This is a genomic window from Nocardia sp. 2TAF39 (assembly GCF_052114905.1).
Classification (GTDB): domain Bacteria; phylum Actinomycetota; class Actinomycetes; order Mycobacteriales; family Mycobacteriaceae; genus Nocardia.
In genome coordinates this window covers 20,976-35,612 of record NZ_JBFRFQ010000014.1, presented here as the reverse complement: position 1 = coordinate 35,612, position 14,637 = coordinate 20,976, and the positions used below count along the sequence as shown (strand labels likewise).

General features: G+C 67.5%; 14 protein-coding genes. 4 read left to right on the top strand and 10 right to left on the bottom strand.

What is annotated here, in order from left to right:
- Positions 1 to 54 precede the first annotated feature (54 nt).
- The 6 genes from AB4Z47_RS10975 to AB4Z47_RS10950 all read right to left on the bottom strand — a co-directional run bounded on the left by AB4Z47_RS10975 (position 55) and on the right by AB4Z47_RS10950 (position 5,640).
- Positions 55 to 1,404, bottom strand: coding sequence for an LLM class flavin-dependent oxidoreductase (locus tag AB4Z47_RS10975; protein ID WP_441950033.1), 1,350 nt, complete (start codon positions 1,402 to 1,404; stop codon positions 55 to 57).
- A complete protein-coding gene (locus AB4Z47_RS10970; RefSeq protein ID WP_441950031.1) occupies positions 1,401 to 2,153 on the bottom strand; it encodes an ABC transporter ATP-binding protein in 753 nt (250 codons plus the stop codon). The genes AB4Z47_RS10975 and AB4Z47_RS10970 overlap by 4 nt, the downstream gene beginning before the upstream one ends.
- Entirely contained in the window at positions 2,129 to 2,992 is an 864-nt protein-coding gene (locus AB4Z47_RS10965; RefSeq protein WP_441950029.1) for an ABC transporter permease, read from the bottom strand. The genes AB4Z47_RS10970 and AB4Z47_RS10965 overlap by 25 nt, the downstream gene beginning before the upstream one ends.
- The gene (locus AB4Z47_RS10960) at positions 2,992 to 4,083 is read right to left on the bottom strand and encodes an ABC transporter substrate-binding protein (RefSeq protein WP_441950027.1); all 1,092 of its coding nucleotides are present in this window, start codon (positions 4,081 to 4,083) and stop codon (positions 2,992 to 2,994) included. The genes AB4Z47_RS10965 and AB4Z47_RS10960 overlap by 1 nt, the downstream gene beginning before the upstream one ends.
- A gap of 66 nt (positions 4,084 to 4,149) precedes the next feature.
- Positions 4,150 to 5,313 (bottom strand): alpha/beta fold hydrolase, encoded by a 1,164-nt coding sequence (locus AB4Z47_RS10955; protein ID WP_441950025.1) that lies wholly within the window; start codon positions 5,311 to 5,313, stop codon positions 4,150 to 4,152.
- A 141-nt stretch (positions 5,314 to 5,454) separates the two neighbouring features.
- The gene (locus AB4Z47_RS10950) at positions 5,455 to 5,640 is read right to left on the bottom strand and encodes an SRPBCC domain-containing protein (RefSeq protein ID WP_441950023.1); all 186 of its coding nucleotides are present in this window, start codon (positions 5,638 to 5,640) and stop codon (positions 5,455 to 5,457) included.
- Positions 5,641 to 6,711: 1,071 nt separating this feature from the next.
- Here AB4Z47_RS10950 and AB4Z47_RS10945 point away from each other — a divergent pair.
- Together AB4Z47_RS10945 and AB4Z47_RS10940 are read left to right on the top strand one after the other, a co-directional pair.
- Complete coding sequence (locus AB4Z47_RS10945; protein WP_441950021.1) at positions 6,712 to 7,341, top strand: hypothetical protein; 630 nt, start codon at positions 6,712 to 6,714, stop codon at positions 7,339 to 7,341.
- Between the two features lie 5 nt (positions 7,342 to 7,346).
- A complete protein-coding gene (locus tag AB4Z47_RS10940; RefSeq protein ID WP_441950019.1) occupies positions 7,347 to 7,643 on the top strand; it encodes a hypothetical protein in 297 nt (98 codons plus the stop codon).
- A 92-nt stretch (positions 7,644 to 7,735) separates the two neighbouring features.
- On the opposite strand, the gene bioD is transcribed toward AB4Z47_RS10940, so the two are convergent.
- The 3 genes from bioD to AB4Z47_RS10925 all read right to left on the bottom strand — a co-directional run bounded on the left by bioD (position 7,736) and on the right by AB4Z47_RS10925 (position 10,282).
- Positions 7,736 to 8,410, bottom strand: a complete 675-nt coding sequence (gene bioD / locus AB4Z47_RS10935) for a dethiobiotin synthase (protein WP_441950017.1) — start codon at positions 8,408 to 8,410, stop codon at positions 7,736 to 7,738.
- A 184-nt stretch (positions 8,411 to 8,594) separates the two neighbouring features.
- On the bottom strand, positions 8,595 to 9,749 hold the full coding sequence (locus AB4Z47_RS10930) for an 8-amino-7-oxononanoate synthase (RefSeq protein WP_441950015.1): 1,155 nt from the start codon (positions 9,747 to 9,749) through the stop codon (positions 8,595 to 8,597).
- A gap of 50 nt (positions 9,750 to 9,799) precedes the next feature.
- Positions 9,800 to 10,282, bottom strand: coding sequence for a MarR family winged helix-turn-helix transcriptional regulator (locus tag AB4Z47_RS10925; RefSeq protein ID WP_441950013.1), 483 nt, complete (start codon positions 10,280 to 10,282; stop codon positions 9,800 to 9,802).
- A 61-nt stretch (positions 10,283 to 10,343) separates the two neighbouring features.
- Between AB4Z47_RS10925 and AB4Z47_RS10920 the strand changes: the two genes are divergently transcribed.
- The gene (locus AB4Z47_RS10920; RefSeq protein WP_441950011.1) at positions 10,344 to 10,715 is read left to right on the top strand and encodes a cupin domain-containing protein; all 372 of its coding nucleotides are present in this window, start codon (positions 10,344 to 10,346) and stop codon (positions 10,713 to 10,715) included.
- A gap of 13 nt (positions 10,716 to 10,728) precedes the next feature.
- Here the strand turns inward: AB4Z47_RS10920 and AB4Z47_RS10915 are convergent, their stop codons facing one another.
- Positions 10,729 to 12,006: an adenosylmethionine--8-amino-7-oxononanoate transaminase gene (locus tag AB4Z47_RS10915; protein ID WP_441950009.1), complete on the bottom strand. Its 1,278-nt coding sequence runs from the start codon at positions 12,004 to 12,006 to the stop codon at positions 10,729 to 10,731.
- Between the two features lie 510 nt (positions 12,007 to 12,516).
- Between AB4Z47_RS10915 and glgX the strand changes: the two genes are divergently transcribed.
- Positions 12,517 to 14,637, top strand: coding sequence for a glycogen debranching protein GlgX (glgX, locus tag AB4Z47_RS10910; RefSeq protein ID WP_441950008.1), 2,121 nt, complete (start codon positions 12,517 to 12,519; stop codon positions 14,635 to 14,637).

Below are 14,637 nucleotides of genomic sequence, written 5' to 3'. Positions count from 1 at the left end.
GGTTGTGCCGCTCACCTCGGACGCATCTGGTTTGTACCGTGAGGCAGTCAGTTCTCACCTGGTCAGCGCGTGCTGACGGGCGAACCGGCTCTCCGGGCGCGGCAGGCCGAAGTGGTCGCGCAGGGTGGTACCGGTGTACTCGGTGCGGAACAGTCCGCGTTCCTGCAGGATCGGCACGACCGTTTCGGCGAAGACCTCGAGTCCGCCCGGATAGTACGGCGGCATCACGTTGAATCCGTCGGCGGCACCGTTGCGGAACCACTCCTCGATGGTGTCGGCGACCTGCTCGGGAGTCCCGGCGAACACCCGATGCCCACGCGCACCCGCGAGACGGTGCAACAGCCCACGGACCGTTGGCCGCTCCCGCTGCACAATGCCGGCCACCACCTGCAACCTGCTCTGTCCGTTGTCGGTGACATCACCTGCCGAGTCGAACAAGTCGACCGGGATCGGCTCGTCCAGCGGCAGGTGCCGCAGACTGATCCCGACGATCCCCTCCAATTGGGAAAGCCCGTACTCCGGCACGGTGAGCTCGTTGAACTCCCGCTCCAGCCGCTTGGCGGCCGCCTCGGTGTCGGCGATGAACGGGCTGATGCCGGGCAAGATCTTGACGTGCCCGGGATCGCGGCCGAAACCCTGTGCCCGTGTCTTGATGTCGGCATAGAACGCCTGCGCGTCGCTCAGGCGCTGGTGCGCGGTGAAGATCGCCTCGGCATACTTGCCCGCGAACGCGCGGCCGTCGTTCGACGCGCCCGCCTGCACCAGTACCGGATACCCCTGCGGTGTGCGCGGCGCGTTGAACGGCCCACGCACCCGGAGGTACTCGCCCGCGAAGTCGATCGGGTGGATCTTGTCGGTGTCGGCGTATACTCCGGTGACCTGGTCCAGAACGATGGCGTCATCTTCCCAGCTGTCCCACAGCGCGACCACGGCATCGACGAATTCCCGTGCCCGCGCGTAGCGTTCGGCGTGGTCCGGGTGCTTGTCCAAGCCGAAGTTGGCCGCGGCGAGGTCGGTGCCGGTGGTCACGATGTTCCAGCCCGCCCGGCCGCCGGAGAGGTGGTCCAGCGTGGAGAACAGCCTGGCCAGGTTGTAAGGCTCGTAGTACGTCGTGGAGGCGGTGGCGATGAGACCGAGATGGGTTGTCGCCGTGGCGATCGCGGCGAGCAGGGTGATCGGCTCCAACCCGGAGGCCGCGTTGTGCTTCACGTTGGTGCGCAGCGCGGGCCCGTCGGCGAAGAACACCGCGTCGAACTTCGCCGCCTCCGCGGTGCGGCCGATCTCTTGGTAATAGGCGACGTCGTAGATGCGCTCGGGTCGGCTCGACGAATGCCGCCATGCGGCTTCGTGGTGACCGGAAGGGTAGATGAACGCGTTGAGACTGAGCTGACGTGGTGCGGTCATGAGGCTTTCTTCTCTTCGTCGTCGGCCGGCGTCTCCGCGACACCGAGGCTGGCCAGCAGGAGAGCCCGGTGCCGCAGAAACGCCGGATCACCGTGGTGGCGTGGACGTTCCAGGTCGATGCGCTGGTCCACCGCGATGCGCCCGTCATCGAGCACCAAGACGCGGTCGGCGAGCAGCACCGCCTCGTCCACGTCGTGGGTGACCAGCAGGACGGCGGGCCGATGCTTGGCGCACAGATCCTGCAGCAACGCGTGCATCCTGATCCTGGTCAACGCGTCCAGCGCACCGAAGGGTTCGTCCGCCAGCAGCAGCTCCGGCTCGCGCACCAGCGAACGGGCCAGGGCGACGCGTTGTTGCTCACCGCCGGAAAGCTCCTTGGGCCAGGCCTTTTCCCGGCCGGCCAGGCCGACCTCGGCCAAGGCGGCGCGGCCACGTTCGGCTGCGCCGGGCCCGCCGAGCCCGAGGGTCACATTGTCGAGTACCCGCACCCACGGCAGCAACCGGGAGTCCTGGAAAACCACCGAGCGCTCGGTGGGCACGATCAGCTCACCGGATCCCGGCACGTCATAGTCCAGTTCGGCCAGCGCCCGCAGCAGTGTGCTCTTGCCGGAGCCGCTGCGCCCGAGCAGCGCGACGAACTCGCCGCGGGCAATGTCGATGTCGAGGTCGCGCAGCACGACTCGGTCGCCGAAGCCGCGGCGCAGCTCGCGGGCGCGGACAACGGTCAGTCCGCCAGTGTCTGTCGCCATGACAGCGCCTTCCTTTCCACCGCGCGCACGAGGAGATCGCCGAACAGGCCCAGCAAGCCGTAGATCACCAGGCCGACCACGATGACGTCGATCTGTCCGTAGGTGCGGGCCTGGGTCATGAGGTAGCCGATCCCGCTGGTCGCGTTGACCTGTTCCACGACGACCAGCGCCAGCCACGAGATCGTGACCGCGAGTCGCAGCCCGGTGAAGAACCCGGGCAGCGATCCGGGCAGCGCGATCCGGCGGACGAACCCCCAGCGCGACAGGCCCACCGTCTGGGCGAGTTCGACATACCTCGCATCGACGCTGCGCAAGTGCGCGTGCGTATTGAGATAGATCGGGATCGCGACACTGGTGGTGATGACCAGCAGCTTCATCTCTTCGCCGATGCCGAACCACACGATGAACAGCGGGATCAGCGCGAGCGTCGGAATCGCGCGCTTGATCTGGATCGGCCCGTCCACCAGCGCTTCGCCGATCCGGCTCAGCCCGGCCAGCAGCGCGAGCACCAGGCCTATGGCGACGCCGACCCCGAGTCCGATCCCGGCCCGCTGCACCGAGGTGAGCAAATTCGATTGAAGTCTGCCGTCGGCAAGCAGATCCCCTGCGGTTTCCGCGACCGTCCACGGTGCGGGCAGGGTCTCCGGATCCAGTGCGCCCGAGGCTGATCCGGCCACCCAGGCGGCGATCAGCAGGGTCGGTCCGAGCGCGGCACCGAACGGGATCGGGCGGCCGGGGCCGAGGCGCCGCCGGGCGGGCTTACGTTCGGCCAGCACCGGTTCCGACGCGATCCGGCCGAGACCGATGCGATGGAGAACGCCGACGTCCAGGGTGACCATCAACGTGCCTTCGTCTCGAAGGCGGCGCCGCTCGCACTGACCGCCTCGGTGGTCGGGGCGTCGAAGCGCAGGTCGAAGCCTTTGGCAGCCTGTACCTTCTTGGGCAGCTCGCCCGCCTTGGCGATGGCGTCGATGGTGGACTGCTGACGGTCGACGAGCTCCTGGTCCAGATGCGGGAAAACATAGGTGCCCAGCGAGTCGACGATGCGCTTGGCGTCGTCCGCGCTGACCTTCTGGTTCTCCACGTAGTACCGGCGCGCCCACTCCTCCGGGTGGGTGTTGGCCCACTGGTAGGCCCGCACGAACGCGACGACCAGAGCACGGGTCGCGGCCGCCTTTGCCGGGTCCTGCACAACGGCGCGGCGGGCGTACAGATAGGCGAGGCCGCCATAGATGCCCGCGGTCTCGGAGTCCTGGAGCAGCGTGGTGCCCGGCGTGCGCAGGAAACGGGTGACGTTCGGTTCGATCAACGGGGCAACGTCGACCTGGCCGGTGCGCACCGCGTCCGGGAACTCGGCCAGCTGCAGCCGTACCAGTTGCACATCGGAGGTTTTCAGTCCGACCTTGTCGATCGCGCGCAGCACCGCGGCCTGCTGTGCCGTGCCCTCGGCGTAGGCGATCTTCTTGCCCTTCAGATCCGCCAGCGTGGTCACCGGCTTGCCCGGGGCCACGGCGAGTTTCAGCGCGGTGGTGCTGGTCTGATAGGCCGCGACGATCGGAACGTCCTGCCCGGCCACCAGCGCGTGGATCGGCGGGACGTCGCCGACCTGTGCGACGTCGGCGGCACCCGCGCGGAACGCCTCGAGGATGGCGGGACCGCCGACGAAGTTGGCGAACTCCACCTTGAACGGAAGCTTGTCGAGCTCACCGGAGATACGCAGCACGGACTGCAGCCGTTCGGACTGGTCGGCTACTACCAGGGTGGTTCCGGCCGGAACCTCGGTCGGTAAGGGGCCGTCGGCGGTGGGACCGACCGGCTTGTCGTCGTTCGCGCAGCCGGTGAGTCCGAGGGTCGCAACGGCTGCCACGGAGAGCAATATGGCGGTCGCGCGGCCACGGAGGCCGGACCGGAACGTGCTTGGTCGGTACATAGTGGGAATTGAAACAACCCGAAACCGGCACGAACACGGTTTGTCTCAGCCTGGTTCGAACTCGCCTCAGCGCGGCGCCGCGGCCGAAACGGTGGCACGGACCTGCTGCTGATAGCGCTGGATGAACGGCAGAATCTGCTGCTCGATCACCGTGTTGTACTCGCGCGGACGCTGCATCGGATTGGCGTGCCCCGTGTTTCGCGCGAGCACGACGAGCAGCGTGCCGTCCACGCCGCCGGACCGCTCGATCAGCACTTGGTGCGAGTATTCGACGTCGACGACGCGATCGCGGCCTGGGTCGCGCGGCCGGATGAAAACAATGGCCGGACGCGGCTTGTCGTCCGCGGGCCGGGCCAGGGCGCGCAGGTCGTCGAGCGCGCCGCCCGCCACGATGGCGGTGAACTGGGATTCGATCAGCCCGTTGCTCGCGGCGTCGCGCGAGAGAATCTTCTCCCGCACCACCTCCCCCAGAACCCCGCGCAGCTTGTCGAACCGGATGCCGGGCAGCCCGACGCCGCGGTCGAGGAACTGATCCCGGCGGGCATAGGTCTCCACGGCCAGGCGCAGGGTGCGGCTCTCGCGCGCCCCGGGCAGCCAGCCCATCCAGCGCAGCATGTCCTCGCCGCGGCCACGGCTCTCCGGGCGGACCGCGTTCAGATCCATCGGCGTGCAGTCCAGGATCACCCCCACCAGCCTGCGGTCACTGTCCAGGTGGATGTGTTTGGCGACCTCCAATGCGATCACGCCACCCATACTGTGCCCAACCAGCACGACGTTCTTCAGCCCCGACTGCTCGGCGGCGCGGATGATCAGGTCGGCGATCACCTTGGTGTCGATACCTTGATTGTCGTAGCGGATCGCCCACACCATGCCCATCGTCCGCAGCGAGGGCAGCGCGGCGGCGGTGTCGCCGGCGTCCAGGCCGCCGAGTCCGACCATGTCCACCACCACTGTGTCCCAGTCTTTCGGGTCGACGGGCGGTGCGACGGGAAGGATGGCCGGGTCGGTGCGCGCCAGCCGCGCCTGTTCCGGCGCGACATCGTACTTCCAGTACTGCGCGAACACCACGAGTCCGGCCAGTAGCAGTGCGGCGACCCGCAGCAGCATCACCCTGGTGCGGCGCAACGTCTTCCACTCGTGCCTCAGGCGTGTGTCCCGCAGCCGAGTTCGGCGTCGCGCATCGTCCCAGTCGGAGACGGTGGACGGGTGCCGATCGTCCAACGGCGACATCTCTCCCACTGTAGGCACGAGTGCGGACGGCTGCCATTGCGTGGGCACCACCACGCTGGAATCAGGCTGCCCGTCTCCGGCGCGCGCCCCACTATGATCCGATCCGCTGACCGGTATGTCGCGCAGACCTTCGGTGCTCGGTCAGCGCACCGCCTCGGCCATTGCGGCCAGCGAGATCCGCCAGCCGAGTTCGTTGTCCTCGGGCGCGATTCCCGCCGGCAGGCCGTCGTGCACCGCGTCGACAACAGTGCCGCCGTCGTCGCCGAAGAGGCGGTAGGTGATGGTCTGTTCGCCGGTCACCGCGGGGTCGTCGGTCTCGAATACCAAGCCGTAATGTCGTTTCCGTTGGCGACGTCAGCGACCGCTATTCGAGTATCGGCCGGCTTCGACAGCAAATATCGAAGCCGGCCGAACAGTCTCGACTACCTCACCCGATGGGCGGCGGCGCAAACGGCGGCGGCGTCACCGGCGGCGGGGCAATCGGCGGGGGGACGATCGCGTCGGGCGGAGGAGTCATCATGCTGGGCGGCGGGGCAATCTTAATCATCGGAGGTTCCTTCCTCTTTGATCGGCCTGAGATCAGTCGAATCCCAGGCAGTCTCAGAACCCGGGCGGATTTCCCGCCTGAGTACACAGGGAGCTGGCGTCATACGAAATGTCGACGCTATGAAACGTTCCTCAGTACCGCGGACACCGACGATGTCCCGCGTGATGTTCGGGCGCTATCGATACTCGCCAGCACGACGCCGAGCCGACCACGATGACACCCAGCACCGTTTTGTCCGAGGTAAGGTGCACTGCCGTAACGAACTGGCTCATCGAAGTCTCCGCGTTCCGCTCGGGCCAACGTGTCACCTATTGTGCCCCAGGCAATCTGGACCCCTTCCCACACCTGGGCACAGAAGGGCAGGCATTTCCGGCCACCCCACAGGGAGGGCAGGGCTCCGACCCGTCTCCGGCTTCCCTACGGCCACCTGCTGCGGTGAGATCGGCTGACGGCGTGGCCATTCGAGCGCCGAGCCAAGAGTCCATTCGCCAGAGAGAGGAAACTTGCGACTACCCGGCGGGAGCGTACCGAAGCCCTTACCGACGACAAGAGGGGCGGTCCACGGCCGGAACGCGGCGCCGCAAACCTGGAGTCTTGTTAAGAACAGGTTACGGCGTGGTCCCTGGATTTGTGGCGTAGGAACCTCCGTGTGACGATATTTTCGGATCTCACACGAACAATTCATCCCGAAGTGATCACCAAAGGCATCTCCGGTCACCGTCGTCGCCCCGGCTTGTCTCCTTCCGTGTGTTCGTTTGAGAAGTTGAATCGTTGACTCTTGCCGACGCGACGAGATCTGCGAAGGGGCGTCTTGCGCATATCGGCGCAAAAATATGTGAGGAATGTTTCGGGTGAGTGAGTTCTGGAGCGTCAGCTCGTCTTCGGCGTATCTCAGTATTGGTATCTCGTTGTATGGTGTCATCGCGTATCTGGCGGGAATACTGGAAGGTGGCACGCGGCCGCGCATCGCATCATGGGCGGCCTGGTGCACCGCCAATACCGTATTCGCGATCGTGGCATATCTCGAGGGCGCCTATCTTGCCGCAGGTATCAATGCCGCTTCGGCGTCCATGAATGCGGCGGTCATCGGCGTCGGCATAAAGCATCGGGTGAGCCTGCGACCGGGAGATAATATCGATTGGGCTTGTCTGATTTCATCGATCGCGTGTGTGATGGTGACCGTAGGGGTGCCGGAGAAGGCGTTCGGCGCACTCTTTGCCTTGTGCGCCAACCTCATTGCCACCATACCGACACTTCGGCACGCATGGTCGAAACCCCAGGAAGAGACCTGGCAGACGTTCGCCGCGAATGCCTGCGCCGGAGGGCTTGGACTGCTCGGCGTGCTCATGGCAAGCGGATTTCAATTCGCCTCGGCTGCCGGTCCGCTGATTACTGCCCTTGGCAACGTCGTTTTGGTGGCACTCACCATCGGTCGTGGTAGGTTCGCCGATGATTCTGTCGTCGCCGCAAGAGCTGGTTGACCGCAATGCGATCGATCATCTCCAATATCGGCGACTGCTTCGCCGATCCCGGCGAACTCACCCGCGGGGAGGCCCAGCGCGCCCTCAGCATCCATAACATCTGTTCCCAGCGATGCCTTGTCCTGCAGCAAGCCGAACGCATTCTCGGCGTCGACGGCCGAGAAAGATCGTCGATCGGGGAACTGTCCCCGGAACAGAAAGGGGAAAGTCGGCACCATTCGGCCGGTGGATCGACCGAGGTGAGAACAACGATCCCGCCGACCAGCATGGCGCCTACCGCGACCGAACTGGAAATGCCGTAGTCGGCAATAAGCCGATTGTGCCGAGCCCGATCGAGGCGTCGATATGAAGATATCGAGGCCAGGGCTGATGCGACGGACTGGCCGGCTCGCGGCTAGCCCAAGGGCGACCAGGCGGGCTCGAACCAACTGGCCGCGGCGGTCAGGAACCGCTCGCGATCCCAGCGGCCCGCGCCCGCGGGCACCGCGCCGACCAGATCGACACCGGTCACCCGGGGCAGATCTGTCCGGTTGCACTCGGCCGCGAGGTCCGGCTCGGTCGGCCAGGCGCCGATCACCAGGCCCGCGCAGCGCACACCCGCCGAATGCAGGGCACGAGTGGTCAATTCGGTGTGGTTGAGCGTCCCCAGCCCGGCCGCGGCGACCACCAGGACGGGTGCGTCGAGCTTCTGCGCGAGGTCGACGAGGGTGAAATCGCCTAGGCGGACCAGCAATCCGCCCGCACCTTCGACCAGGACGAGGTCGGCGTCGGCGAGGGAGTCGACGGCAGCGGCGGCCTCGGCGAGGGTCAGTTCCGGCAAACCGGCCCTTCGGGCGGCGGTGTCGGGCGCCAGTGGGTCGGGGTAACGGGCGAGCTCGACCGTCCGCATGACACCGCTGAGGCGCTCGATCTCGGCGAGATCGCCGGGTTCGCCAGGGGCGACACCGGTTTGGCCCGGTTTGCACACCGCGACCGAACGACCGTCCGCCAGCGCGGTGGCGGCGATCGCGGCGGTGACGACGGTCTTACCGACGTCAGTGGACGTTCCGGTGATCAGCAGAACGCTCATGCAAACATCACTCGCGACCGGCGAATCGCACTGCGCAACAAGGCGACAACCCGACTTCCCCCGCGACACGGCCGGGCGCTGATCGTCGCGCTCGGCTCCGTCATGACCGCGATAGCGGCGGTACCTGTTGTTCGCTGGCTACGCTCACTCATGACTCCACCCCGCTGACGCTCGGCTCTGTCACTCATGCGGGCACCGCATCCAGATCACGCGCCTCGGCCAACACTTCGCCGAGCACCGTGGCGATGGTGTCGAGTTCGGCCGCGGTGAGATCGGCACGCGCCGTCAGCCGCAACCGAGACGTGCCGTCCGGAACCGACGGAGGACGGAAACAGCCCACGTCGAGCCCCCGCGCCCGGCACGCTTGGGCGGCGTCGAAGGCGACCTGGGCGGCGCCGAGCACGACCGACACCACCGCCGAATCCGGGGCGGGCACACCGGCGATCCGGGCGATGTCGGCGGCGCGCTCGAGTACCCGCCCGGCGAGTTCGGGTTCATTGCCCAGCAGGCGCAGCGCGGCCCGAGCCGCGCCGACGGCGGCGGGCGCGAGACCGGTGTCGAAGATGAACGTGCGCGCGGTGTCGATCAGGTGGGCGCGCACCCGTGCGCTGGCCAACACCACGCCGCCTTGCGCGGCAAGGGATTTCGACAGCGTCGCGGTGATCACCAGATCCGGCGCGCCGGCCAGGCCGACTTCGTGCACGAGCCCACGCCCGCCCGTGCCGCGCACGCCGAGACCGTGCGCCTCGTCCACGAGGAGCACCGCACCATTGGCCCTGGTCACCCGGTGCAGTTCGGCCAGCGGCGCGAGATCGCCATCAGCGCTGAACACCGAGTCGGTGAGCACGAGCGCGCGCTCCTCCGTGCGCGCCGACAGCAGCCGGTCCACCGCCGAGACATCGCAGTGCGGCGCTACCTCCACCCGGGCCCGCGAGAGCCTGCACGCGTCGACGAGCGACGCGTGGCTGCCCGCGTCGGAGACAACGAGGGAGCCACGCCCGGTGAGCGCGGTGACCGCGCCCAGGTTGGCCGCGTACCCGGAGGCGAACACGAGTCCCGCTTCGGCGCCGACGAATTCGGCCAGTTCGGTCTCCAGCAGCTCGTGCTCGGCGGTGGTGCCGGTGACCAGGCGGGACCCGGTCGACCCCGCGCCCCAGCGTCGCACCGCCCCGATCGCGCCGTCGATCACCTCCGGGTGGCGCACCAGCCCGAGGTAGTCGTTGGAAGCGAGGTCGATCGACGGCGCCTGCGGGGCGCGGGGCCGTAGTTCACGACGCAGTCCCGCGCTCACCCGCGCGTCGGCGCGTTCGTCCAACCAGCTCAGCGGATCGGTAGTCACAGCTCTGCAGCATACTTGAACACCGTTCAGGGCAGATAGTCACGGCCGAGTCACTGACCGTTGAACCAGTTCGGCGTATCGAGCCGGAATACCTCGCCGGGGATCAGCGCGCGCAGATCCCGCTCCATGGCGGCGAGCCGGCCCGCGCCGAGCAGGTCGGCCCAGCGGTCATGGATCCGGTCGAAGACGCGCGCCGATCGGGTCAGCGCGTCGAGGGCTCGATCGGTCAGTGTGTAGACCTTCCGCCGGGCGTCGGCGGGATCGTGGCCCCGCCGCACATAGCCCAGCCGTTCCAGCACCTCGATGTGCTTGCCCGCGGCCTGTTTCGAAATGCCGAGAGCACGCCCGAGGTCGGCGGCCGTGCATCCACTGGGCCCGCCCGCACGGCCCACGGCCTGAAAGAGGAAGCCGTGCATGGGCCGCAACTCGGAGTGGCCGTGCTCGGCCAAATCTGCATGCACCTCGTCGATCACCGCACGGAAGCCGAGCAGCATCCGCAACGGTAGCTCGTAGCCGCCGGCATCACTTGACATAGTGGACAACCTCATTGACTATATGGACAACTTTGTTGTCTATCTTAGAGGTGGCGCCCCGATGACTGTCATTTCCCATGCCGACACCCGCCGCACCGAGACCCCCAACGGGGTCATGACCACGCTCGCCTCCCCCACACAGGGGGGCGCCTCGCTCGCGCTCTGGCGGGTCGACGTGCCCGCAGGCACCACCGGACCACGGCACTTCATCGACGCCGAACAAGTCTGGACGGTCATCGCGGGCCGGATCGACATTGCGCTCGACGGCTCGGAAATCACTGCCGCCGACGGCGATACGGTGATCCTCCCGGCGAATGTGCTGCGACAGGTGCGCACCGACGAGGGCTTCGCGGCCATCGTCGCCGCACCGGCGGGCGCGCGGGCAGGCACGCCGGACAGCGACAGCACGGTCGTACCGCCCTGGATCGTGTAGCGACTTCGGGCCACTAGTCCGACGACGTCGCGACAGCGGCGCGCACACCGGCGGTGATCGTCGCGATGTCGTCGGACGTGCTGACGAACGGTGGCATCGTGTACACCAGGTTCCGGAACGGACGCAGCCAGACGCCGGCCGCGACGGCGGCGTCGGTCGCGGCGCGCATGTCGACCGGACGGTCCAGCTCGATCACGCCTATCGCGCCGAGCACGCGCGCCTCGACAACCCCGGGCAGACCCCGCACCGGGGCGAGGCCCGCCTCCAGCTCGGCCTCGATCCGACCGACCTCCCCGAACCAGTCACGCGACCGCAGCAACTCGATCGAGGCGACCGCGAGCGCGCAGGCCAGCGGGTTGCCCATGAAAGTCGGCCCGTGCATCAGCCCACCATGCCCCGCGCTGATCGTCTCGGCGATCCGCGTGGTGCACAGCGCGGCGGCCAGCGTCAGGTAGCCGCCGGTGAGCGCCTTACCCACGCACATCACATCCGGGCTCACCCCGGCCTGGTCGGCCGCGAAAAGCGTTCCGGTGCGGCCGAATCCGGTGGCGATCTCGTCGAAGACCAATAGCACGCCGTGCTGGTCGCACAGCCTGCGCAAATCGGTGAGATAGGCGGGGTGGTGCCAGCGCATCCCGCCCGCGCCCTGCACCACGGGCTCCACGATGACCGCCGCCAGTTCGTCGGCGTGCGACGCGATCAGCCGCTCCAACTCCGCGACGTACTCGGGCTGGTACTCGCGCGGCGGCACCGGCGCGAAGAACTGGTTCGCCAGGATGTCTGTCCACAGCGAGTGCATGCCGCCGTCCGGGTCGCACACGCTCATCGGGGTGAAGGTGTCGCCATGGTAGCCGCCACGCCAGGTGAGCAGCCGCCGCTTCTCCGGCCTGCCCAGCGAACGCCAGTACTGCAGAGACATCTTCACCGCGACCTCGACCGACACCGACCCGGAGTCGCACAGGAACACCTTGTCCAGTGCGGCGGGCGTCGACTCGACCAACAGCTCGGCCAGGCGGGCCGCGGGCTCGTGGGTGAGTCCGCCGAACATCACGTGACTCATTCGCTGCGACTGGGCGACGAGCGCGGCGTCTAGCACGGGGTGCCGGTAGCCGTGGATGGCAGCCCACCAGGAGCTCATGCCGTCGACCAGTTCACGCCCGTCGGCCAGGGTCAGCCTGGTACCCGCGGCGCCCGCCACCACCAGCGGCTCGGTCGTCGCGGGGAAACCGCCGTAGGGATGCCAGACATGCTTGGCGTCGATGGCGGTGATCTCGTCAGGCGTCAATCCCACAGCAATCCTCGCGGTCGAGCGTCGGCCCCGGCCGGACCGGAGCGGCTTGAACGGCGTTCAAGTTACCACTCGAGCTGGGCGGGCACTAATAGGCATTCCGGCGAGCGGCGGAGCCCCGATGGGAGCGGTCAGCGCTCCGGATGGGTCACCAACTCCCCCATCGACTGCCGCGTCATCCCGGCCGCCTCCGCGAGCGCGGTGATCCGTGCGCCCGCGGGGTTCAGGTGCCGGAACACCGCGTAGTGCGCGGGACGCAGCTGATCATCGAGGCGGGCGCGCAGCTCGCGATTCAGCGCGCGTTCATAAGCCGTAGTGGCCTGGGATTACCAGGACGGCTACCTCGCCGGCATCCCAGCCTGGCTGCAACGCCGGGCGCCCGGCGGCCTCGCGCGCGTCGCACAGCGCTGCGGCTACCGGCGCTGGCTCGAAAGCAGCTCCGAACCTCCGCTGACTCGCCTGGTCACAACCACCCCAGGAAGCACGCGCGCCGCTGCCGCTAGTGTCGTTGCCATGGCTCAGCCCGACGCAGCGCCAAGCGACGCGACACCACTGGGTGTCTGGCCCGGCACCGCCTACCCCCTGGGTGCGACCTACGACGGCGCGGGTACCAACTTCTCGGTGTTCTCGGAGGTTGCCGACGCAGTCGAACTCTGCCTGATCGCCAGGGACGGCACCGAAAGCCGGGTCGAGCTCGACGAGGTCGACGGCTACGTCTGGCATGCCTATCTGCCCGCGGTCGGCCCCGGTCAACGTTATGGCTTCCGAGTGCACGGGCCGTACGATCCCGAGCACGGATTACGCTGCGACCCGAGTAAATTGCTGCTCGATCCCTACGGCAAGGCGTTCGACGGCACCTTCGACGATCATCCCTCGCTCTACACCCATGGGCTCGACTCGCTCGGGCACACCATGGCGGGCGTGGTGATCAACCCGTACTTCGACTGGGGCGCCGACCGACCACCGAACCGGCCCTACCACGAGACGGTGATCTACGAGGCGCACGTCAAGGGCATGACGATGACCCATCCCGAGGTGCCCGAGGAACTGCGCGGCACCTACTCGGGCATCGCGCACCCGGCGGTCGTCGACCATCTGAAAGCGCTGGGCGTCACCGCGATCGAGCTGATGCCGGTGCACCAGTTCCTGCACGACCGCGTTCTGCTCGATCGGGGCCTGCGAAACTACTGGGGCTACAACAGCTTCGGGTATCTGGCGCCGCACAACGAGTACGCCGCGATGGACCGCGCCGGTTCGGCGGTGACCGAGTTCAAGGCTATGGTGCGGGCACTGCACGTGGAGGGCATCGAGGTGATCCTCGACGTGGTCTACAACCACACCGCCGAGGGCGACCACCGAGGGCCCACGCTCGGGTTCCGCGGTATCGACAACGCCGCCTACTACCGCCTGGTCGACGATGACCCCGCGCGCTACATGGATTACACGGGCACCGGCAACAGCCTCAACGTGCGCCATCCACACACCCTGCAGCTGATCATGGACTCGCTGCGCTACTGGATCGTGGACATGCACATCGACGGGTTCCGCTTCGACCTGGCCGCGACGCTGGCACGCGAACTGCACGACGTGGATCGGCTGTCCACGTTCTTCGATCTGGTGCAACAGGATCCGGTGGTGAGCCAGGTGAAGCTCATCGCCGAACCGTGGGACGTCGGCGAGGGCGGCTACCAGGTCGGGAACTTTCCCGGACTGTGGACCGAGTGGAACGGCAAATACCGCGACACCGTGCGCGACTACTGGCGCGGCGAACCGGCGACGTTGGGCGAGTTCGCCTCTCGGCTCACCGGCTCCTCGGACCTGTACGAGGTCACCGGGCGCAGGCCGAGCGCGAGCATCAACTTCGTCACCGCACACGACGGATTCACCCTCCGGGACCTGGTGTCCTACAACGAGAAACACAACGAGGACAACGGCGAGGACAACCGCGACGGGGAAAGCTGGAACAGGTCGTGGAACTGCGGCGTCGAAGGTCCCACCGACGACGAGGAGATCTGTACCCTGCGCGCACGGCAGAGCCGCAACCTGATGGCGACGCTCGTGCTCAGCCAGGGTGTGCCGATGCTTGCGCACGGGGACGAGATGGGCCGCACCCAGTACGGCAACAACAACGTCTATTGCCAGGACTCGCCGCTGGCGTGGATGGACTGGTCACTGCGGGAGACGAACGCGGACCTGCTCGCATTCACCCGCAGCGTGATCGCACTGCGCACCGAGCACCCGGTCTTCCGGCGCCGCCGCTTCCTGGCGGGTGGACCGATCCGCTCGAAGGACCATGCCCGCGACATCGCGTGGCTCACCCCGTCCGGCGAGGAGATGACCGCGGCCGACTGGGACAGCGGATTCGGCAAGTCGCTGGCGGTCTACCTGAACGGTGCGGGCATTCCCGAGCCGGGCCCGCGCGGCGAGCGGATCACCGACGACTCGTTCCTGCTCTGCTTCAACGCCCACGACGCTGCCATCGACTTCGCCCTACCGGGAACCGACTACGGCGCCGAATGGTCAGTCGCGCTGGATTGCTCGACGCCCACCGGTCTGGCCGAGGCCACCTACCCGGCGGGCGCCACTGTCACCATCGAATCTCGCTGTCTCCTCGTCCTCCGCCACGCCGCATGA

Bases quoted from the DNA above. Each gene is read 5' to 3' on its own strand.
- glgX (WP_441950008.1), top strand. From the start codon at position 12,517: ATGGCTCAGCCCGACGCAGCGCCAAGCGACGCGACACCACTGGGTGTC.
- AB4Z47_RS10925 (WP_441950013.1), bottom strand. From the start codon at position 10,282: ATGTCAAGTGATGCCGGCGGCTACGAGCTACCGTTGCGGATGCTGCTC.
- AB4Z47_RS10960 (WP_441950027.1), bottom strand. From the start codon at position 4,083: ATGTACCGACCAAGCACGTTCCGGTCCGGCCTCCGTGGCCGCGCGACC.
- AB4Z47_RS10940 (WP_441950019.1), top strand. From the start codon at position 7,347: ATGCGATCGATCATCTCCAATATCGGCGACTGCTTCGCCGATCCCGGC.
- AB4Z47_RS10955 (WP_441950025.1), bottom strand. From the start codon at position 5,313: ATGTCGCCGTTGGACGATCGGCACCCGTCCACCGTCTCCGACTGGGAC.
- AB4Z47_RS10965 (WP_441950029.1), bottom strand. From the start codon at position 2,992: ATGGTCACCCTGGACGTCGGCGTTCTCCATCGCATCGGTCTCGGCCGG.
- AB4Z47_RS10970 (WP_441950031.1), bottom strand. From the start codon at position 2,153: ATGGCGACAGACACTGGCGGACTGACCGTTGTCCGCGCCCGCGAGCTG.
- AB4Z47_RS10920 (WP_441950011.1), top strand. From the start codon at position 10,344: ATGACTGTCATTTCCCATGCCGACACCCGCCGCACCGAGACCCCCAAC.
- AB4Z47_RS10975 (WP_441950033.1), bottom strand. From the start codon at position 1,404: ATGACCGCACCACGTCAGCTCAGTCTCAACGCGTTCATCTACCCTTCC.
- bioD (WP_441950017.1), bottom strand. From the start codon at position 8,410: ATGAGCGTTCTGCTGATCACCGGAACGTCCACTGACGTCGGTAAGACC.